Source organism: Streptomyces sp. NPDC046261, from assembly GCF_040646235.1.
Taxonomy (GTDB): Bacteria; Actinomycetota; Actinomycetes; order Streptomycetales; family Streptomycetaceae; genus Streptomyces.
Window position 1 is genome coordinate 1 of the sequence record NZ_JBEYZU010000021.1, and the last position, 18,993, is coordinate 18,993.

Below are 18,993 nucleotides of genomic sequence, written 5' to 3' on the forward strand. Positions count from 1 at the left end.
GCCGGACGGGCTGGATTTTCCAGCCCGTCCGGCGCTTGAGGACCGGGGGTCCGGGGGCGGAGCCCCCGGTTCGGGAAGGGGCGGGGTGGGGAAGAACCGCCGGAGGCCCTTAGACCCGGGCTGCCGCTGACCGGCCCAGCAGCACCCAGAGAAGGAAGGGCCCACCCAAGACGGTCGTCACGATGCCGACCGGCACCTCGACCCCGTCGAAGACGATCCGTCCCACCGTGTCGGCGAGGACGATCAGCACGGCGCCCGTCAGCATCGACCCCAGCACCGGCACCCGCAGCGGCCCGGCCAGCCGCCCCGCGATGACCGGTGAGGCCAGGGCCACGAAGCCCACCGGGCCGCAGATGCCGACGGCGAGCCCGGCCAGCCCCACCGCGAGCAGCAGGCACACGAGCCGGACCCGGCCCGGGGCGACGCCGAGCGACGAGGCGGTGGAGTCGTCGAAGCGCAGCACGTTGAGCTGACGCGCGACGACGAGCGCGAGCGGGACGAGGACCGCGAGGCCGATGAGGACGGGGACGGCGACGGAGTAGCCGCGCCCGTTGAGGCTGCCGGAGGTCCACACGTACAGGGAGCTGGCGGAGTTGAGGGAGCGGCGCGAGAGGACGACCTGGGTGACGGCCGAGGCGAGCGCCGACATGGCCAGGCCGACGACGAGGATGCGGTAGCCGCGCTGGCCGAGGCCGCCGGAGACGGTGGTGACGACGAGGACGGCGGCGAGGGCGCCGAGCGGGCCCGCCCACCAGGCGCCGAAGGTGCCGGTGAGGGTCGTGGAGAGCAGGACGGCCGCGGTGGCGCCGTCGTTGACGCCCAGCAGTTCCGGCGTGGCGAGGCGGTTGCGGGCGAGGGTCTGGGTGAGGCAGCCGGCGAGGCCGAGGGCGGCGCCGGCGGCGAGGCCGGCGACGATCCGCCCGAGCCGGAACTTCTGCACCATCAGCACGTCGAAGTGGTCGCCGGAGCCGAAGACGGCGTTGAAGGTGCGGCTCAGGCTCATCTCGTTCTGGCCGGCGTAGGCGGACAGGACGACGGCGGCCACCAGCAGCGCGGCCAGGGCGAGCGCGGCGAGCGTGGCCCGGCGCGGCAGCAGCAGCGACAGCGCGCCGCGCCGCACGACCAGGCTCTCGGAGCGCTCCTTCGTCCCCTGGGGCAGACGCGGGAGGCGGGGGAGGAGCCGCCGGGGCGGGCGGCCGGCCTCCTGTGTGGCCGGGTCGGTCATGCCCATCGCGCCCATGCGCCGGGAGCGGACGATGCCGATGAGGACGGGGGCGCCGATGAGGGCGATGATGACGGAGACCGGCGCCTCGAAGGGCCGGGAGACGACCCGGGCCAGCACGTCGGCGCCGGTCAGCACGCCCGCGCCGATGAGTCCGGCGAGGGCGATCTGCGCGGTGAGCCGGGGGCCGGTGACGGCCCGGGCGAGGAATCCGGCGAGCAGGCCCAGGAAGGAGATGGGGCCGACCAGGGCGACGGAGGAGGCGGTGAGCAGGGTGACCGCCACGGCGACGACCACCCGGATGGTGGAGGGCCGGTGGCCCAGGCCGCGGGCCAGGTCGTCGCCGAGCGCCAGCGCGGACAGCGGGCGGGCGATGAGCAGCGCCACGACGAAGCCCACGGCGAGCACGGGCAGCAGGCCGGTCAGCTTGTCGTAGCCCTCGACGCCTGCGAGCGAGCCCAGGACCCAGAAGCGGAACCGGTCGTAGGTCTCGGCGGAGTTGACGATGATGACGCTGGTGACGCCGCCGAAGGTGGCGCCCAGTGCGGAGCCGGCCAGGACCAGCCGCATCGGTGAACCGCCGCCCCGCCGCCCCGCGATGAGCAGGACGAGCCCGCTGGCGACGATGGCGCCCCCGAAGGCCCACAGCAGGTGCCCGAGGCCGCTCTGCACCCCGAGGAAGGCGATGCCGACGACGACGCCGAGCGAGGCGCCCGCGTTGACGCCCAGCAGGCCCGTCTCGGCGAGCGGGTTGCGGGTGACGGCCTGGAGCAGGCTGCCGGACGTGCCGAGCGCCGCGCCGACGAGCAGGGCGGTCAGCGTGCGGGGGATGCGCAGGTCCCCCACGACCAGGGACAGGCGGGAGTTGTCGCGTGCGCCGTCGCGGCCGAGGAGGTAGTCCAGGACGTCGCCCGGCCCGACTTCTCCCGCGCCGATGGACAGGGAGAGGGCGGCGAGCACGAGGACGGCCAGCAGCAGGGAGGCGGAGGCGATCGGAAGGGTCCGGCGGCCGTGCGACGGTCTGGAAAGTGCCTGGTCGTCGACGGCTTCCGCCTCGGTGTCCACGTGCGACAAAGTCATAAGGTAAGGCTAGCCTAATGATATGTGGGGCCCCGAGGGCCTCACGGGCATCGGCATGCGAATCCGGACACACAGCAATAAAGTGGGCATCGTTCCGCAGTCGCCCCCCGAGGAGAGACGCATGCCCACCCGAACCCTGAAGGACAAGGTCGTCGTCATCGGGGGCGCGTCGAGAAACCTCGGCAGCCTCATCGCGCGGGAAGTCGCGGCCGACGGCGCCAAGGTCGTCGTCCACTACAACAGCCCCTCCTCCAAGGAAGGGGCGCAGCAGACCGCCGACGCGGTCAGGGCCGCGGGCGGCGAGGCGGTGGTCCACGAGGCCGACCTGACCCAGGTCTCCGAGGTCGAGGGGCTCTTCGAGGTCGCGGTCGGGGCGTTCGACAAGGTCGACTGCATGGTGAACACCGCCGGAATGGTCATCAAGAAGCCGATGACCGAGGTCACCGAGGCCGAGTACGACAAGATGTTCGCCGTCAACTCCAAGGCGGCCTACTTCATGATGCAGGAGGCCGCCAGGCGGCTGGAGGACGGCGGGAAGATCGTCACCATCGTGACCTCGCTGCTGGCCGCCTACACCGGCCTGTACTCCGTCTACGCGGGCAGCAAGGCGCCCGTCGAACACTTCACCCGGGCGCTGTCCAAGGAGCTGTTCGGCCGCAACATCTCCGTCAACAACATCGCCCCCGGGCCGATGGACACCGGCTTCTTCTACCCCGCCGAGAGCGAGGACTCGATCGCCTACCACAAGTCCTCGGCGATGAACGGCGAGCTCACCAAGATCGAGGACATCGTGCCCTACGTGAAATTCCTGCTCACCGACGGCTGGTGGCTCAACGGGCAGACCCTCTTCATCAACGGCGGCTACACCACCCGCTGACCGGCGGGCGACGCCACCGCGGTACCGGCCCCGCCGGCGGGCTCCGCGCCCTCGGCGGCGAACAGGCGCACCACCGGCGGGATGAGACAGCGCGGCACCCCGGAGGGCGGCCCGTCCAGGACCTCGACGAGCTGGCCGTCCAGGAGATCGCCGATGATCCGGTGCGCGCGGGCCACGCTGCACCCCAGCGTCGCCGCGGCGCTGTGCGGGCTGAAGCCCGGCGCCCGGTCCGCCGCCAGCGTCCGCAGCGCCGAGCGCGTCGGCTCGTCCAGCGCGCCGAACGCCGCCGCCATCACGGACCGCACCGTCAGATCGCCCGAGCTCAGCTCCCGCAGCCGGGTCCGCGGATCGTGCAGCACCTCGTCGGCGAGCGTGCGCATCGTCCAGTGCGGGCGGGCCAGCAGCCGGCAGCCGATCACCCTCAGGGCGAGCGGCAGATGGCCGCACAACTCCGCCACCAGGGCGGCCTCGGAGCGCTCCGCGCGGACGCGGTCCTCCCCGAGCATCCTCGCCAGGAACGTCAGCGACTCCTGCGGGCTGAAAGGACGCGCCTCGACGCATTCGGCGTCCGCCAGTGCCGTGAGCCGGCGGCGGCACGTCGCGATGACGGCCGACTCGCCGACCGCCGGACGTACGCAGCGGATCTGCCCCTCCGAGCCGGCGCCGTCGAGCACGATGAGCACCCGCCTGCGCGCCAGCACGGCCCGCAGCCGGGCGCTGGACTCCTCCAGTGACTCCAGCGACGCCGCCGCGCCGTCCGTGGCCCCGAGCGACTGCAGGATCCGGCGCACCACCTCGTGCGGTGCCTGCGCGGGCCGGCCGGCGGGGGCCAGGTCCACGTAGATCTGGCCGTCGGGAAAACGGGACCGCGACAGATGGGCGGCGTGAACGGCCAGAGCCGTCTTGCCCGCGCCGGGATGGCCGACGACGAGCGTCAGCCGCTGCCTGGCCGGCGCCGCCCCGCCGCCCCGGCGGCCGCCGGGGGACAGCGCGCCGCCCAGCCGCCGCAAGGCGTGCTCACGCCCGGTGAAGTCGGGAATGTCCGGTGGTAGTTCACAGGGGGGAGCGCAGCCGTCCGACGGCGGCGGTTCGCGCTCCGGCGCGAGCCGCGCGGCCCTGGCCGCTTCGACGAGCCCCCGGGCGGCCTCCCCGCCCCGGCCGAGCGCCCCGGCCAGCAGCTCCACGGACGTGCGCCGCGGACGGCCGGTGCGGCCGCGCTCCATGTCGCTGATGGCGCGCACGCTCAGCCCCGATACGTCCGCGAGCTCGGCCTGGGTCATCCCGGCCGCGAGCCGGCAGCGGCGCAGCAACGGGCCGAACGAAAGCCCCTGGCCCTCGTCACCCACCTTCGATTCCCCCTCGGCCGTCCACGGCTGACCCCAGGTTAGGACCATGACCCCCTCAGTCAAGATGCCCCGACCGCGCCTCTTGTTGTACTTCACGGGGTTTGCGGACGCTCGGTGAACTGCGCCCCGAAAAGGGAGCGGTAGCGCACCGGTGGTTTTCCGGAGGTTCCGGGCCGCCGACCGGAAGCCGGCCGGCGATCCGTCCGCGGGCGGTGCGGAACACGTTGCGCGCCGCCGCCCACCGGCCGGAGGATTCCGCGCAAGCGGCTACGGGCCTCGCCGTGCCGTCCACGTAACGGGAAGGTGGCCGATGGCTCCCCAGCTCGAAGCGCTCGCCCGGAGCCGGAACGCCCATGACCCGACCCTGCGTTGAGCCCGGGCCGCGGTACGCCAAGGGCCACTGCTGCGGCGACGGTTTCCTCCTCCTGCTCGACCCCGACGACCGGATCCGCCTGTCCGACGGCGCCGTGCGCGCCCTGTGCGATCCGCACAGCGGGCTGGGCGGCGACGCGCTGCTGCGCCTGGTGCGCACCCGGCGGGGCCGCCTGCCCGGCAGGCCGCGCGGCGACTGGTTCGCCGACGTGCGCAACCCCGACGGCTCCCACGCCCTGACCTGCGGCCCCGGCCTCGGCCTCGTCGCCCGCTACCTCACCGCGGCCGGCCTGGCCCCGCCGGGGGAGATCCTGCTCGCGACGCGCGGCGGCGACGCGCGCACCACGGCCGGCGCCGACGGCCTGACGACGGTGGAACTGCCGCCCGCGCGCGTCCTCGGCCCGTCGGAGGTGACGCTGGACGGGCACGCCTTCACCGGGACCGCCGTGTCGCTGGACAGCCTGCACCTGGTCTGCCCGACCGAACTGCCCGTATCCGCCCTGGACCTGACCCGCGAGCCCCGGCTCGACCTGGCCGACTTCCCGGCCACCTCCGGCGTCCTGGTCCCCGACGTGGCCCTGTCGTTCGTCAACGTCCTGCCCACCGGCAGGCTCCGCGTCCGCGTCCACCGTCCGCGCGTGGGGGAGTTGCCCTCCCGCGGCACCGCGGTGTGCGCGGCGGCCGCGGTCGTCCAGCACACCACCGGCCGCCGGGGCCCCATGGTCGTCGAGAGCGCCTCGGGGCCGCTGTCGGTCACCGTCGGCAGGAACAAGCCGACGCTCCTGACGGGCGCGAGCAGCATCGCCTCCGAGGGCGTCCTGGACGCGCGCTGGCTGGCCTCGCTGTGAGCCGGACGCCCCTCCAAGCGAGGGCATGGGCCGGGTGGCGCGAACACCGTATGGACAACAGCGGGCACGGTGTCCAAGGTCGTAGCGGACCCACGACACCGACCGAGGGGAAGCCATGCGCCCGCGTCGAGCGACCGCCAGACCGTGGATCGTCCCTCTGCTCCTCCTGCTCATGACCGCCGCCATGGCGCTGCCCGCCCTGCCGCACGGCACCGGCGGCACCGCGGAACCCGCGGCGGCAGCCCGCGACAGCGGCGGGGGCCCGCCCCGGCCCCTGGCCCGCGACGTCGTCCTCGCCGTGCACGGCGGCGCGGGCACCGCGCTGCGGCCGGGAAACACCGACGCGCGCACGGAGAAGGCCTACCGCGACGGGCTCGCCGCAGCGCTGCGCGCGGGAGCCGGGGTCCTGCGCGACGGCGGGGACAGCGTGGCCGCCGTCGAGGCGGCCGTGCGCGTCCTGGAGGACAACCCGCTGTTCAACGCCGGCAAGGGCGCGGTGTTCACCGAGGACGCCGGCCACGAACTCGACGCGTCGGTCATGCGCGGCTCGGACCAGGCGGCCGGCGCGGTCGCCGGAGTGCGCCACGTGCGCAACCCCGTCTCCGCCGCCCGCCTCGTGATGGAGAAGACCCGGCACGTGATGCTCGCCGGCGAGGCGGCCGACGCCTTCGCCGCGCGCAGCGGGCTCACGCCCGTGACACAGGACTACTTCTGGACGCAGAAGCGGTGGGACGAGCTCGTGAAGGCCAAGGGGGTACGCGCCGGGACGGAAACACCCGGCGCGAGCACGACCGGCACGGTCGGAGCGGTCGCCCTCGACGGCCGCCGCGATCTCGCCGCCGCCACCTCGACCGGCGGCATGACCAACAAGATGGCGGGCCGCGTCGGCGACTCACCGGTGGTGGGAGCCGGCACCTACGCCAAGAACGGCAACGTCGCCGCGAGCGCCACGGGCCAGGGCGAGGTCTTCATCCGGGGCGCCGCGACCGCCACGATCTCCCACCTGATGGAGTTCGGCGCGATGGACGTGGCCGGGGCGGCCCACGAGGTCGTGATGCGGCGGCTGCCGAAACTGGGCGGCACGGGCGGAGTGATCGCGCTGGACTCCCGTGGCACGTACGCCGCCCCGCACAGCAGCGAAGGGATGCTGCACGGCTATGTGACGGCCGACGGCCGCGTCGTCACGCGGGTGTTCCCGGACGAGCCGGCCCCCGGGCGGTGAACGGGCGGCGCCCGGAATGACGCGCCGCGTGTGCCGCCGGTCACGGTCCCAGGGCGCCGTTCGGCTCGCCACCAGGGCGAATGCGTGGGCCGCAAGCCTGTGTTGACGACGTTGCACTGGAGTCGGCCGGCGGGTGCGCCGAGGATACCGATCATGAACTCCAGCGAGACGAACTCCTCCCGGACCACCGCCGCCCCGCGCGCGGCCGAGGCGACAACAGCCCGGCCGGCGGGCGATGTGCTGGCGGTCGTCAGCCAGAGCGGCCCGACCGTCACCTTCTTCGACGCCGCCACCTACGAGCGGCTCGACGTCCTCGAAGTCCCCGCCGAGCCGCACGAGTTGTGCTTCGACGCGGACCGTCGCCTGCTGTACTGCGCCAGCACCTACGTCTCCGGCTACTACCACGCGCACCAGGGCCGGGCCCGGCGCGTCACCGTCATCGACCCCGACACCCGCACCATCGTGGACACCCTGGACACCTCGCCCGATCACGCGCCCCACGGACTCGCCCTGGACCGCGCCCGGGCCCGGCTGTACGTCAGCGTCGAGGCCACCGCCACCGCCCCCGGCGGAGTGATCGTCTACGACGCGCGGACCCGCGAGCGCGTCGGCAGGATCCCGGTCATGGCCGACGGGCCGCACTGGTTCGCGATCACGCCGGACGGCCGCCGGGGCTACTCCACCAACAAGGAGGCGCCCTTCGTCTCCGTCGTCGACCTCGAACGCGAGGAGTTCACCGGCCGGATCGAGGTGCCCGGCAGCGAGGGGCTGGACCTCTCACCCGACGGCCGCTACCTCTACGTCGCCGCGCCGAAGGGCGACTTCCGCACCCCGCCCGCCGCACAGCCGGGCCTGCGCGTGATCGACACCGCCACGGGGGAGGTCATGCGCACTCTGCCTACCGAAGGAGTGGTCTTCCCCGTTCACACCACGGCCACCGGCGCCGTGCTCGCCGGGGAGCTGCGCATGGCCCCCGAGGCGGGTGGCGCGCTGGGCGAGCAGGTCAACGGCGTGCTGCACGTCTTCGCGCCGGAGACACACCGGCCGGTGGGCCAGGTGGAGGTCGGCCGGTTCCCGCTGACGATCACCTCTTCGCCTGACGGCTCAGTGGGTTACGTGTCGAACGTCGTGTCCAGCACGGTGACCGTGGTCGATCTGGAGCGCGTGGAAGTGCTCACCACCCTCGCCGTCGACCGGGCGGGCGAAGCGGGGGCCCACGGGCTCGCGTACATCCCCGCGGCCCAGGACTGAGGCGGCATCAGGGGCCTCGGGCCGGCCCGGCGCGCCACCCGGGCGGGCGAATCGCGGCGCTGCCCGCGGTTGCGGGAGCCGGCACCTGCCCTGAGGGTGGGTGTCAAGATCATCGAACCGGCATCGCTACCGGGGTGAGGTGACGGGCCGTGCGTCGCCGGCGGTCCGTCACCCGTGAGGAGTCGTGCATGTCCGCATACCGTGACGTCTTCCGGCCTGGCCGCGGGCGCCACCGCCGCCGCCGACGGGCTCCGCTGAAGACGGCCCTGACCGTCTCCGTGCTGGTGGCCTGCTCGGCGTTCATGGCGCACGCGGTGGACGACGACCCCACGGAGTGCGGGCCCCTGGGCGACGCCGGGAGCAACCCCAACTGCCAGGGCCAGGCCGTTGGCAAGCGCGTCGACGGCCCGGCGGGCAAGGCGGGCGGCGGTGGCGCCGACCCGGTGCCCCAGGACGGCGACGGCGCGGGCGCGGTCACCCGGCCGCGCGCACCGGAGCCGGACGGGGTCTGGGACCGCGAGCGGTGCGGCAATACGTCCGGACGGGTGCTGCTGACGCTGGACGACTGGCCGTACAACGACCCGCAGCGGTCCGTGCGGATCGGTGCCCAGCTGCAGGCCCAGGGGGTACGCGCGGCGTTCTTCCTCATCGGGAAGTTCGCCGCCCAGAACCCCCAGATCACCGCGACCCTGCGGCAGCAGGGCCACTGGGTGGCCAACCACTCCTTCTCCCACCGCAAGCTGCCCAGCCTGGACGACGACGTCCTCATGGACGAGATCCGCCAGGGCGTGCCCGGCAACCTGCTCCGCCCGCCCTACGGCGCCGCCGACGAGCGGGAGCGGGACGTCGCGGCCGAGCTGGGCTTCAGGATCTGCAACTGGACCATCGACACCCACGACTGGGAGAAGGTCGACGGCAGGCCCCGCAGCGTGGAGGACATCCGGGCGAGCGTCCGGGACGCCACGCCGGAGGAGAAGAACAGCGGCGTGGTGCTCGGCCACCTGTTCAGCAACTTCCCCGACGCCCTGCCCGGCATCATCAGTGACCTGCAGAACCAGGGCTACGGCGTCTGCCGCAACAACGGACCGGTCACCGAACAGGTGCCCTTTCCCCTCGACTGCTGACCACGGATCAGCGGTAGCGCAGATACTGCCGGCGCACCGCCCGGAACGCCGCGAGCTCCTCCTGCCAGGCGCCCGTCACGGCGTCCGTGCCGGCCCCCGCGTCGATCATGGTGCGCAGCCGGGACGAGCCGGACAGCTTGTCGATGAAGTGGTCCGGGCGCCAGGCGAAGCCGCTCCAGGTCCGCTTGGCGGTGACCAGCAACGCCACCGCCGTACGCACCGGGTCGTAGCCGGCCCGGTCGTGGACGTGCAGCTGCAGGCCGCCCATGGTCCTGCCCTGGAACGGGCCGAAGGTCGGCACGTAGTAGGCCTCCCGGAAGCGGACCCCCGGCAGCCCGGCGGCGTTGGCGGCCTCGGCCCAGCGGCCGTCGAGCCCCTCGGCGCCGAGCATCTCGAAGGGCCGGACCGTGCCGCGCCCCTCCGACATGTTGGTGCCCTCGAACAGCCCCGTGCCCGCGTAGACCAGCGCCGTGTCGGGTGTGGCCATGTTGGGGCTGGGCGGTACCCACGGCAGCCCCGTGGCGTCGTAGAAGTCGGCGCGCCGCCAGCCCGTCATCTCCACGACGGTCAGGTCCACCGTCCGGCCGGCCGCGGCCCGCAGGAACTCGCCGTTGTAGAGCAGCGCCAGCTCGCCCACCGTCATGCCGTGCGCCTGGGCGATCGGCGCCCGCCCGACGAACGTGGCGTAGCGCGGATCGAGCACGGGCCCGTACGCCTCCCGGCCGGAGACGGGATTGGGCCGGTCGAGCACGACGAAGCGCTTGCCGGCCAGGGCGGCCGCCACCATGCAGTCGTAGAGCGTCCAGATGCAGGTGTAGAAGCGGGCGCCGGCGTCCTGACTGTCGTAGACGAGCGTGTCGACGCCGGCCTTGGCGAAGACGTCCGCGAGCGGCTGCCCGCTCTTGCGGTAGGTGTCGAGGACGGGCAGACCGGTCGCCGGATCGGTGTAGTCGCCCTCCGAGAGCCCCGCCTGCGGGGTGCCCCGGTAGCCGTGCTCGGCGCCGAAGACGGCGGTCAGCCGTACGCGGCGGTCGGCGTGCATGACGTCGACGACGCCCCGGGCGTCGGCGGTGATGCCGCTCTGGTTGGTGATGACCCCCACGCGCTGCCCGGCCAGCAGCTGGAAGCCGTCGGCGGCGATCCGCTCGAAGCCGGTGCGCACCCGTACGGCCGAGCCGGCCCGGGGCGCGGGGCCGGGGCGCCCGGCGACGGTGCTCCCGTGCGCACCGGCCGCTGCCGCGGGAGCGGCCGGCCACATCGCTCCGGTGGCTCCGGTGGTCAGCAGGGTGCGTCGGGAAACCGTCATACTCCCGCAAAGTAGCCCATCAGCGGCCCGTTGCCGTGTACCTCACCGGCAAGGCGTGCACGCCGCGCAGCATGAGGCTCGGCCGCCAGGTGAGCTCGTCGGGATCGCAGTCGAACGCCAGGTCGGGGCAGCGTCGCAGGAGGGTCTCCAGGGCGATGGACGCCTCCATCCGGGCGAGGGAGGCGCCGAGGCAGTGGTGGATGCCGTGGCCGAAGGCGAGGTGGCCGCGCGCGTCGCGGCGGATGTCGAAGCGGCCGGGCTCGGCGAACCGCCGTGGGTCGTGGGCCGCCGCCGCGAGGACCACGATCACGGCCTGCCCGGCGGGGAGGGTGGTGCCGCCGATGTCGACGGGCTCGGTGGTGTAGCGGTAGGCGGCCCGCTCCACCGGGCAGTCGTGGCGCAGGATCTCCTCGATCGCGCCGTCCAGCAGCGAGCCGTCGGCCCGCAGCGCGGCGAGCTGGCCGGGGTGGCGCAGCAGGGAGTGGACGCCGCTGGAGATGAGGTTGACGGTGGTCTCGTGGCCGGCGACGAGCAGGACGAAGGCCATGCCCGACAGCTCGGCGGGGGACAGCCGGTCGCCGTCGTCGGCGGTGCGGGTCAGGGCGCTGAGGAGGTCGTCCTGCGGGTCGCGGCGCTTGGTGTCGATGAGGTCGGCGAGGTAGCCGGTCATCTCCCCCATGGCGGCCATCGCCGTTTCCGCGGTCGTGGGCAGGATCATCTCGTTCGACCACGCGCGGAAGGCGGCCCGGTCGGCGGCCGGGACCCCGAGCAGCTCACAGATGACGGTCAGGGGCAGGGGGAGGGCGAAGGCTTCGACGAGGTCGGCCCGGCCGAGGGGCAGCATGTCGTCGAGCAGCTCGTCGGCGATCCGCTGGATCCGGGGGCGCAGGGCCTCGATGCGCTGGGTGGTGAACTCCTTGACGACCAGCTTGCGCAGGCGGGTGTGGTCCGGCGGGTCGGTCTGGAGCATGTTCACGCCGATGCTGTAGCCGCCGTCGCCGTCCCAGCCGGGCGAGTTGCGTATGTCGTGGCTCATCCGGGGATCGGTCAGCACCGCCCGTGCCTCCTCGTACCCGACGACGAGCCAGGCTTCGCGGCCGTCGGGGGTGAGGATCCGGTGGACGGGGCCCTGCTCGCGCAGGCGGTCGTAGAGGGGGTGCGGGTCGGTGTCGAAGTCGGTTCCGGGGGGTGTCAGTTCCTCGAGCGTGGGTGCGGACATGGGCGTTCCCTTCTCTGCGCGGTGACCTGCCGGGGAATCAACCGGGGATCACTCCCCAGTTGATGGTCGTGACCGTACCAGAGAACTGGGGCATGCTCCCCACTTTTACGGCGGGTGGGGGCACCGGCCCGATGCCCCGTCAATGCCCGCCGGGGCTAGGCCCGGGGCCGGCCGGTCCCCGGCGCCCGCCCGGACCGTTCGCCGTCGCGCTCTCCCGCGCCCGCCGCGGAGTCCGCGGCGTCCCCGGCGGGTGGGCCGGTCCGCCTCGACTGCCGGTCCGTGTAGGCGGTCAGCACCGGCAGCGTGAGCACCAGCCAGCACGTGGCCAGCAGCCAGCCCCCCACGATGTCCGTGGGCCAGTGGACGCCCAGGTAGACGCGGGTGGCGGCGACGCCGATCGCCCACAGGGCGCAGCACGCGGCGGCCACCCGCCCCGCCAGGGGCGGCGCCACCCGCAGCAGGGCCCAGGCCAGCAGCCCGGCCACGATCGCGCTGGTGGTGGCGTGCCCGGAGGGGAAGGCCGCCCCGGAGGAGTCCGTGACCCGGTCGGCGAGGGGCGGCCGCGGCCGGTCCACCGTGACGCGCACGGTCATCCGCACCAGCTGACCGAGGGCCAGTACCGCCACCGACGCCAGGACGACCCGCGCCCGGTGGCAGGCGATCCAGCCCGCCAGCGCCGCCAGCGTGTAGGCGGCGAGGCCCGTCCCCGTGTCGGTCAGCAGCTTCGCGACGTCCACGGCGCCGGCGGACCGCCGCTCCAGCGCCGCGTCGTGCAGCGCCGCGTCCACCGGGAACGGCACGCCCCGCGCGGCCACCACCAGAGCCGTCAGCACGGCCAGCGCCACAGCCGCCGGGATGACGATCAGGCAGGCCCGTCGCGAGGGCCGGGGGCCGTTCACGCGGTGGTCAGCAGGAGCGGCCGCAGCCGGCCCTTGCGGGCCCGTTCGACCCAGGGGGTCCCGCGGGTCGCCCAGATGGTCAGCGGAACGGCCAGCGCCACCCCGAGCAACGCGCCGCCGACGACATCGTGCGGGTAGTGCGCGCCGAGCCAGACCCGGGAGGCGGCCATGGCCACCGCCGCCAGCAGGGCCACCGCTCCCAGGCGCCGCTCGACGAGCCACAGCGCCGCGGCCGTCGCGAAGGCGATCACCGCATGGGTGCTCGGGAAGGACCAGTCGCCGGGAGCCGGGCACGACTCCAGCGTGAAACTCCGCGGTATCGACCGGCAGGGCCGCTCCTCGCGCACCAGTGTCCTCAGCATCATGTCCACTCCGTAGACGACCGCCACCACCCAAGGCGTGGCCAGCGCCCTGGCCATCATCGGGGAGTCCGAGCGCCGGGCCAGCCACCAGGCGGCGAGCATCAGCGCGGCGAACAGCCCGAGGCCGAAGGCCGACCACGTGGAGACCGTATCGTTCAGCAGCCAGGGGGCGTGCCGCGCGTCCCGGGTGATGGCGGTGTAGAGACCGCCGTCGATGCCCGAGCCGTCGAAGACGGGCAGCACGACGACCGGGAGCCCGGGGATGCGGAGAGGGGCTAACGCTATGCCGTTCATCGCCGTCCTCCGTCCGGGCCGGCGGACGCGCCCGCCTCCGCGGCCGCCCGGCGCCGGCTGCGCAGCAGCTCCAGGGCCAGCGGCAGCAGCGAGAGCGCGACGACGACGCCCACGATCGGCAGCAGGTAGCGGTCCACGTCCGGTACGGCGGACCCCAGCCCGTAGCCGGCCAGGACCAGCCCCACCGTCCACAGCAGGCCGCCGGCCACCTGCCACACCGCGAACGCGCGCGGCGCCACCCCGAGCGCCCCGGCCAGCGGATTGAGCACGGTCCGTACGACGGGGACGAAACGGGCCAGCACGATCGCGCGGGCGTGCCCGTACCGGTCGAGCAACTCCTCGGCCCGCGCGGCCCCTTCCCGCAGCTTCTTGTTGCGGGAACGGGCCAGCAGGGCCCGGCCGCCCCGCCGGCCCAGCACGTATCCGCACTGCGCGCCGGCCAGCGCGCCGGCCACGGAGGCGGCCAGCACCTGGACCAGGTCCAGATGCGGCCCGGAGTGCGCGCCCGCCCTGCTGAGCAGCCCGGCGGTGAACAGCAGCGAATCGCCGGGCAGGAAGAACCCGACGAGCAGACCGGTCTCGGCGAACAGCACGACGGCGACGCCGAGCGCGCCGAATGCCGCCAGGAGGGAAGAGGCGTCCAGGACATTGACGGCCAGGACATGAGCGGATGGTGGTGCGAGCACGAGTGCGATGCCTCCCATGATCGGGGGCGGCCGCGGGGCCGGCCCGAAGGAATTGCCGGGCAAGCTGATTATCCGGATCACGGTGGGCAGTTCATTTCATCGCCGCCCGGAAATACAAGAATCCCCCCGCCCCGGGGCCCGTACACCCGGAGCAGGGGGATTTGGTGGCACCGCGGCGAACGTCAGTGACCGTGCTGTACGTGCTCTTCGTGGTGCTCGTGGTGTTCGTGCTGATCGCCCGAGGAGTTGCCCGAGCCGTTCCCCGAAATGATCGGGATCTCGTCCAGCAGGTGCGACAGCGGGTCGTCGCCGTCGTTGATCGTGGAGTTGTCCGTGCACTGCTGCTGCTGCTGGGACGTGAGGATCGGAATGTCCTGGACGCCGATGTTGAGCAGTGCGATGAGCGACTGGATGCCGATCTTGCCGATGCCGATGCACGGCTTGTTGAGCGTGCCCTGGATGAGGCTCATCTGCGGGCTTTCGTGGCCCCCGGTCTTGGTGTTGCCGTAGCCGGTCTTCGCACCGTTGGCGTTGGCGACATCCTGGTCGTTGCCGATGGCCATCGCGGGGGAGGCGACGGCGCCGACCGCGGAAGCAGTCACCGCAGCCGTGGCGAGTACCTTCTTGAGCACGTCTATAGCCTTTCGATCGATCGATGTTTCCCACCGGGAAGCGACCTGAGTAACTACAGGCGAATTCAGAAGTTCCGGAATTTCACTCATTCGAGCCAGCGGGCCATTTGGGGGCCGGTGCGCCCAACTCCGTATTAGCGGGCCTCTTCCCGAAGGCGCGCTGTGCAATTGAGTGACGGCGCCGGGGTCCGGACCGCCGTGACTGGTAGCGTGCGCCGCACGGCGGGTTTCTCAGCCGTCGGCCCGCTCGGACAGCGCCCCCACACGTTGCGTCCGGGCGGGCTTTTGGACGCCCGGTGAATCGACCGTGTCGACGGTGCCGATGGAGGAGTGTCTGCGTGACCGTTGAATACATTCGCTACCGCATCACCGATCCCGACCGCCGGGCCGCCTTCGAGAAGGCCTACGCGGCGGCCGCCAGCCATCTGTACGCCGCGCCCCAGTGCCTGGCCTACGAGTTGTCGCGCGGGGTGGAGGAGCCCGAACGCTATGTCCTGCGCATCGAGTGGTCCTCCGTGGAGGACCACGAGCGGGGGTTCCGCGGCGGCCCGCACTTCCCGCCCTTCCTGGACGAGGTCAGGCCCTACACCGACGACATCGAGGAGATGCGGCACTACGAGCGGACCCTCGTCGTCGACAAGCGCCGTATGTGAACGGCGTGTGACGCGCACCACAGTCGGCGGGGCGGTGGATCCCGGCCGGGACGTATACCCTCGGGGATGTGAACATGCTCGTCAAACGCCGCCACGTGGACTTCGTCCGTGTCACGAGCATGTCCTGTCGCCGCTTCGGCTGATATGTACGCCTGCGCCCAGCCCGCTCTCCGGGCCGAGGCCGCGTCCATCTTCCTTCTGCTTTTCAGCTTTGCTGCTCTTCTGCGTTCCTCTTATTCCTTAGCCGCTGCCCGGCTCCGCCCTGCCCGCATACCCTGCGGCGCACCCGCGGACCGTCCGGCCACCGCCGGACGCCTGCCCGGGCCCCTCACGCTGTGGACCTCTCATGATCAACGAGCTTCCCGTCCTCGATCTCTCCGCCGCCTCCGCCGGTCCCGAGGCCCGTGCGCGCTTCCATGACGCGCTGCACACCGCCGCCCGCGACGTCGGCTTCTTCCATCTGACCGGCCACGGCATCACCCCCGCCGAGACCGAGGATCTGATGCGCACCATGCGCGCGTTCTTCGCCCTCCCCGAAGCGGACCGGCTGGCCATCAGCAACCTCAACTCGCCCCATTTCCGCGGCTATACCCGCATCGGCGACGAGCGCACCGGCGGCAGCCGCGACTGGCGGGACCAGCTCGACATCGGCGCCGAGCGGGCCGCCCGCGTCCCCGGCCCCGACGAGCCCGGCTACTGGTGGCTCGAGGGCCCGAACCAGTGGCCCGACGCCCTCCCGGAGCTGCGCACCGCCGCCCTGCACTGGGTCGAGCGGCTGAGCTCGGTCGCCGAGCGGCTGCTGCACGAACTGCTCGCCGCGATCGGCGCCCCCGAGGACTTCTACGACGACGCCTTCGCCGACCGTCCCCACCTGCACCTGAAGCTGGTCCGCTACCCCGGCAGCGCCCCCGACGGCGCCGCCCAGGGCGTGGGCGCCCACAAGGACTACGGCTTCCTGACCCTGCTCCTGCAGGACCAGGTCGGCGGCCTCCAGGTCGAGAACCCCGACGGTGACTTCATCGACGTGCCGCCGCTGCCCGGCGCCTTCGTGATCAACCTGGGGGAGCTGCTCGAGGTCGCCACCAACGGCTACCTCAAGGCCACCAACCACCGTGTGGTCAGCCCGCCCGGCACCCGGGAGCGGTTCTCCGTCCCCTTCTTCTACAACCCCCGCCTCGACGCCCGCATCGAGCCCCTGCCCTTCCCGCACGCCGACAAGGCCCCGGGCGTCACCCAGGACGAGACCAACCCGCTGTTCGCCGAGTACGGCCGCAACGAGATCAAGGGCTGGCTCCGCGCCCACCCGGGGGTCGCCCGCCGCTACCACGCGGAGCTGCTGGAGGGCGCCACCTCGCCCGTGGTCTGACGCCCGGGCCCACACCCCAGCCCCGCAGCCCGCTGATCAAGGGTTTATAAGGTATCGGCGGGGAATGACCTTCGTATGCGCGCCAGGGCGCGGTGGGGAAGCAGGGGGTGGGGTCATGAGCGTCCGGCTGGGGACGGGCATCGGCTGGCGGCCGGAGATCGCCGAGGACATCGCGGGCCTGCCCGGCGTCGACTGGGTGGAGGTGGTGGCGGAGAACATCTGCCCCGGCCACCTCCCCGACGCCCTGCGGCTGCTGCGCGGGCGCGGCACGACCGTCGTCCCGCACGGGGTCTCGCTCGGCCTCGGCGGAGCGGACCGGCCCGATCTGGGCCGGCTGGTCGCGCTCGCCGAGCTGGCCGAGGCGCTCGGGTCCCCGCTCGTCACCGAGCACATCGCCTTCGTCCGGGCCGGGGGCGCGCTGACGGGGGCCCCGCGGATCGAGGCCGGGCACCTGCTGCCGGTGCCCCGCACCCGCGACGCGCTGGACGTCCTGGTGGAGAACGTGCGCATGGCCCAGGCCGTGCTGCCCGTACCGCTCGCGCTGGAGAACGTCGCGGCGTACCTGACCTGGCCCGGCGACGAGCTCAGCGAGGGCCGGTTCCTGGCCGAGCTCGTCGAGCGGACCGGCGTGGGGCTGCTCGTCGACGTCGCCAACCTCCACACCAACCACGTCAACCGCGGCGAGGACCCGGCCGTCGCCCTGGCCGAGCTGCCGGCCGAGGCCGTCGCCTACGTCCACGTGGCCGGCGGCTTCGAGCGGGACGGCCTGTGGCACGACAGCCACGCCCATCCGGTGACCCGCCCCGTCCTGGACGTACTCGCCGCGCTGTGCGAGCGCGTCGCACCGCCGGGGGTACTGCTCGAGCGCGACGACGACTTCCCCACGGCCCAGGGGCTGGCGGCCGAGCTCGACGCCGTGCGCGCCGTGGTCGAAGGGGCGCGCGAGCATGTCTGAACCCGGCACCGACGCGGCCCGCGAGCGGCTCGCCCGGGCCCAGCTCGCCCTGCTCTCCGCGCTCGTCGCCGACTCCCCGGCACCGCAGGGCTTCGACCCCGGGCGGCTGGAGGTCCAGCGCCGGGCCCTGCTCTCCAAGCGTGCCGGCGTCGTCGCCAAGGTGGCACCCGGCCTGCGCGAGATCCTGGGCCCCGACTTCCGGCGCCTGTTCCTGACCTATGCCCGGGGCCGGCCCATGACCGAGGGCTACCGCCGCGACGCGCTCGACTTCGCCCGCCACCTGCTCCACACCGGCGCCGTGGCGGAACCCGGGCGGGGGCGGCTGACGGCCTGGGTGGCCGAACGGACCCCCGCGCCCGCCCCGGCCAAGGGACCACTGCGCCGCCTCGCCGCGGCCCTGCGCATCGGGCGCGTATAGCGCTGTCCCTCACAACAGCCGGTACACCGCGTCCAGGGCGTCGGTGATGAACATGTGCCCCGGCGCGTGGGTGATCGCGAACGGCGGTGCCGACGCCATCAGGGCGGCCTGGGGGGTGACGCCGCAGGCCCAGAAGACCGGGACGTCGCCGGGGTGCAGGGCCACCGGGTCGCCGAAGTCGGGCCGGGAGAGGTCCGTGATGCCGAGGGCCCCGGGGTCCCCGGCGTGCACGGGGGCGCCGTGGACGGCGGGCATGCGCGCGGTCAGGCGCCGTGCCGTGTGGACGAAGTCCGCGGGGATGGGCCGCATGGAGACGACCATCGGGCCGTGCAGCCGTCCGGCGGGGCGGCACCCGCGGTCGGTGACGTACATGGAGACGTTGCGGCCCTGTTCGATGTGGCGCAGGGGCACGCCCGCCTCGCGCAGGGCTCCTTCGAAGGTGAAGCTGCAGCCGATGAGGAAGGCGACCAGGTCCTCGCGCCACAGCCCGGTCACGTCCGTGGGCTCCGCCACGAGCCTGCCCTCACGCCACACGCGGTACTTCGGCAGATCGGTGCGCAGGTCGGCGCCGGGGGCGAGCGGGGTGGTGGGGACGCCGGGTTCGGTGACGTCGAGCACGGGGCAGGGCTGGGGGTTGCGCTGGGCGAAGAGCAGGACGTCGTACGCCCAGTCGGCGGGCACGGCGATCAGGTTGGCCTGGGCGCGGCCGTCGGCCCAGCCGGCGGTCGGCTCCGTGCGGCCCGCACGGAAGGCGGCGCGCGCCTCGGCGGGCGTGACGGTGGAGTGGGGCCCGTACGTGTGCGTGGTCGTTCCCATGAGCACCTCTCGAAGGCTGAAGCGAAGGCGAGGGTGGGGCACAGG

The 18,993-nt window shown here is 73.5% G+C and carries 16 protein-coding genes and 1 pseudogene; 8 read left to right on the forward strand and 9 right to left on the reverse strand.

Annotated elements, in window-relative coordinates; translation table 11 throughout:
- Nucleotides 1-109 precede the first annotated feature (109 nt).
- Nucleotides 110-2,302 carry a Fe(3+)-hydroxamate ABC transporter permease FhuB gene (gene fhuB / locus ABZ956_RS26310; RefSeq protein WP_361898470.1) on the reverse strand — a complete coding sequence of 731 codons (2,193 nt, stop codon included), beginning with the start codon at nt 2,300-2,302 and terminating at the stop codon, nt 110-112.
- Between the two features lie 121 nt (nt 2,303-2,423).
- On the opposite strand from fhuB, the gene ABZ956_RS26315 reads away from it, so the two are divergent.
- A complete protein-coding gene (locus ABZ956_RS26315) occupies nt 2,424-3,179 on the forward strand; it encodes an SDR family oxidoreductase (RefSeq protein ID WP_361898473.1) in 756 nt (251 codons plus the stop codon).
- On the opposite strand, the gene ABZ956_RS26320 is transcribed toward ABZ956_RS26315, so the two are convergent.
- Nucleotides 3,164-4,525: an NB-ARC domain-containing protein gene (locus tag ABZ956_RS26320; protein ID WP_361898476.1), complete on the reverse strand. Its 1,362-nt coding sequence runs from the start codon at nt 4,523-4,525 to the stop codon at nt 3,164-3,166. The two genes, ABZ956_RS26315 and ABZ956_RS26320, sit on opposite strands and share 16 nt — an antisense overlap.
- A 353-nt stretch (nt 4,526-4,878) precedes the next feature.
- Here ABZ956_RS26320 and ABZ956_RS26325 point away from each other — a divergent pair, with 353 nt between their 5' ends.
- The 4 genes from ABZ956_RS26325 (at nt 4,879) to ABZ956_RS26340 (ending at nt 9,342) form a co-directional block, all read left to right on the forward strand.
- Nucleotides 4,879-5,745 carry a diaminopimelate epimerase gene (locus ABZ956_RS26325; RefSeq protein WP_361898479.1) on the forward strand — a complete coding sequence of 289 codons (867 nt, stop codon included), beginning with the start codon at nt 4,879-4,881 and terminating at the stop codon, nt 5,743-5,745.
- 115 nt (nt 5,746-5,860) lie between these two features.
- Nucleotides 5,861-6,967 carry an isoaspartyl peptidase/L-asparaginase gene (locus ABZ956_RS26330; protein ID WP_361898482.1) on the forward strand — a complete coding sequence of 369 codons (1,107 nt, stop codon included), beginning with the start codon at nt 5,861-5,863 and terminating at the stop codon, nt 6,965-6,967.
- 153 nt (nt 6,968-7,120) lie between these two features.
- Complete coding sequence (locus ABZ956_RS26335; RefSeq protein ID WP_361898485.1) at nt 7,121-8,218, forward strand: YncE family protein; 1,098 nt, start codon at nt 7,121-7,123, stop codon at nt 8,216-8,218.
- A gap of 188 nt (nt 8,219-8,406) precedes the next feature.
- Entirely contained in the window at nt 8,407-9,342 is a 936-nt protein-coding gene (locus tag ABZ956_RS26340) for a polysaccharide deacetylase family protein (RefSeq protein ID WP_361898488.1), read from the forward strand.
- A gap of 7 nt (nt 9,343-9,349) precedes the next feature.
- Here the strand turns inward: ABZ956_RS26340 and ABZ956_RS26345 are convergent, their stop codons facing one another.
- From ABZ956_RS26345 to ABZ956_RS26370, 6 genes are all read right to left on the reverse strand, one after another.
- A complete protein-coding gene (locus ABZ956_RS26345) occupies nt 9,350-10,648 on the reverse strand; it encodes a DUF1343 domain-containing protein (RefSeq protein WP_361898491.1) in 1,299 nt (432 codons plus the stop codon).
- Nucleotides 10,649-10,667: 19 nt separating this feature from the next.
- The gene (locus ABZ956_RS26350; RefSeq protein ID WP_361898494.1) at nt 10,668-11,867 is read right to left on the reverse strand and encodes a cytochrome P450; all 1,200 of its coding nucleotides are present in this window, start codon (nt 11,865-11,867) and stop codon (nt 10,668-10,670) included.
- Nucleotides 11,868-12,022: 155 nt separating this feature from the next.
- Complete coding sequence (locus ABZ956_RS26355; protein WP_361898497.1) at nt 12,023-12,766, reverse strand: phosphatase PAP2 family protein; 744 nt, start codon at nt 12,764-12,766, stop codon at nt 12,023-12,025.
- Nucleotides 12,763-13,422 carry a phosphatase PAP2 family protein gene (locus tag ABZ956_RS26360; RefSeq protein ID WP_361898499.1) on the reverse strand — a complete coding sequence of 220 codons (660 nt, stop codon included), beginning with the start codon at nt 13,420-13,422 and terminating at the stop codon, nt 12,763-12,765. Before ABZ956_RS26360 ends, ABZ956_RS26355 begins: the two co-directional genes overlap by 4 nt.
- Nucleotides 13,419-14,126 carry a DedA family protein gene (locus ABZ956_RS26365; protein WP_361898502.1) on the reverse strand — a complete coding sequence of 236 codons (708 nt, stop codon included), beginning with the start codon at nt 14,124-14,126 and terminating at the stop codon, nt 13,419-13,421. The genes ABZ956_RS26360 and ABZ956_RS26365 overlap by 4 nt, the downstream gene beginning before the upstream one ends.
- A gap of 164 nt (nt 14,127-14,290) precedes the next feature.
- Nucleotides 14,291-14,740, reverse strand: a complete 450-nt coding sequence (locus tag ABZ956_RS26370) for a rodlin (RefSeq protein ID WP_361898505.1) — start codon at nt 14,738-14,740, stop codon at nt 14,291-14,293.
- 338 nt (nt 14,741-15,078) lie between these two features.
- Here ABZ956_RS26370 and ABZ956_RS26375 point away from each other — a divergent pair, with 338 nt between their 5' ends.
- The 3 genes and pseudogenes from ABZ956_RS26375 (at nt 15,079) to ABZ956_RS26385 (ending at nt 18,132) form a co-directional block, all read left to right on the forward strand.
- Nucleotides 15,079-15,393, forward strand: coding sequence for an antibiotic biosynthesis monooxygenase (locus tag ABZ956_RS26375; protein ID WP_361898508.1), 315 nt, complete (start codon nt 15,079-15,081; stop codon nt 15,391-15,393).
- Nucleotides 15,394-15,739: 346 nt separating this feature from the next.
- A complete protein-coding gene (locus ABZ956_RS26380) occupies nt 15,740-16,759 on the forward strand; it encodes a 2-oxoglutarate and iron-dependent oxygenase domain-containing protein (protein ID WP_361898511.1) in 1,020 nt (339 codons plus the stop codon).
- Between the two features lie 115 nt (nt 16,760-16,874).
- Nucleotides 16,875-18,132: pseudogene (locus tag ABZ956_RS26385) on the forward strand (DUF692 domain-containing protein).
- A 9-nt stretch (nt 18,133-18,141) separates the two neighbouring features.
- Here the strand turns inward: ABZ956_RS26385 and ABZ956_RS26390 are convergent.
- Nucleotides 18,142-18,948 (reverse strand): putative hydro-lyase, encoded by an 807-nt coding sequence (locus ABZ956_RS26390; protein WP_361898514.1) that lies wholly within the window; start codon nt 18,946-18,948, stop codon nt 18,142-18,144.
- Nucleotides 18,949-18,993: the final 45 nt, after the last annotated feature.

Excerpts from the sequence above, each read along its gene's own strand:
- fhuB (WP_361898470.1), bottom strand. The coding sequence starts at position 2,302 with ATGACTTTGTCGCACGTGGACACCGAGGCGGAAGCCGTCGACGACCAG.
- ABZ956_RS26315 (WP_361898473.1), top strand. The coding sequence starts at position 2,424 with ATGCCCACCCGAACCCTGAAGGACAAGGTCGTCGTCATCGGGGGCGCG.
- ABZ956_RS26325 (WP_361898479.1), top strand. The coding sequence starts at position 4,879 with ATGACCCGACCCTGCGTTGAGCCCGGGCCGCGGTACGCCAAGGGCCAC.
- ABZ956_RS26330 (WP_361898482.1), top strand. The coding sequence starts at position 5,861 with ATGCGCCCGCGTCGAGCGACCGCCAGACCGTGGATCGTCCCTCTGCTC.
- ABZ956_RS26335 (WP_361898485.1), top strand. The coding sequence starts at position 7,121 with ATGAACTCCAGCGAGACGAACTCCTCCCGGACCACCGCCGCCCCGCGC.
- ABZ956_RS26340 (WP_361898488.1), top strand. The coding sequence starts at position 8,407 with ATGTCCGCATACCGTGACGTCTTCCGGCCTGGCCGCGGGCGCCACCGC.
- ABZ956_RS26345 (WP_361898491.1), bottom strand. The coding sequence starts at position 10,648 with ATGACGGTTTCCCGACGCACCCTGCTGACCACCGGAGCCACCGGAGCG.
- ABZ956_RS26350 (WP_361898494.1), bottom strand. The coding sequence starts at position 11,867 with ATGTCCGCACCCACGCTCGAGGAACTGACACCCCCCGGAACCGACTTC.
- ABZ956_RS26360 (WP_361898499.1), bottom strand. The coding sequence starts at position 13,422 with ATGAACGGCATAGCGTTAGCCCCTCTCCGCATCCCCGGGCTCCCGGTC.
- ABZ956_RS26365 (WP_361898502.1), bottom strand. The coding sequence starts at position 14,126 with ATGGGAGGCATCGCACTCGTGCTCGCACCACCATCCGCTCATGTCCTG.
- ABZ956_RS26380 (WP_361898511.1), top strand. The coding sequence starts at position 15,740 with ATGATCAACGAGCTTCCCGTCCTCGATCTCTCCGCCGCCTCCGCCGGT.
- ABZ956_RS26390 (WP_361898514.1), bottom strand. The coding sequence starts at position 18,948 with ATGGGAACGACCACGCACACGTACGGGCCCCACTCCACCGTCACGCCC.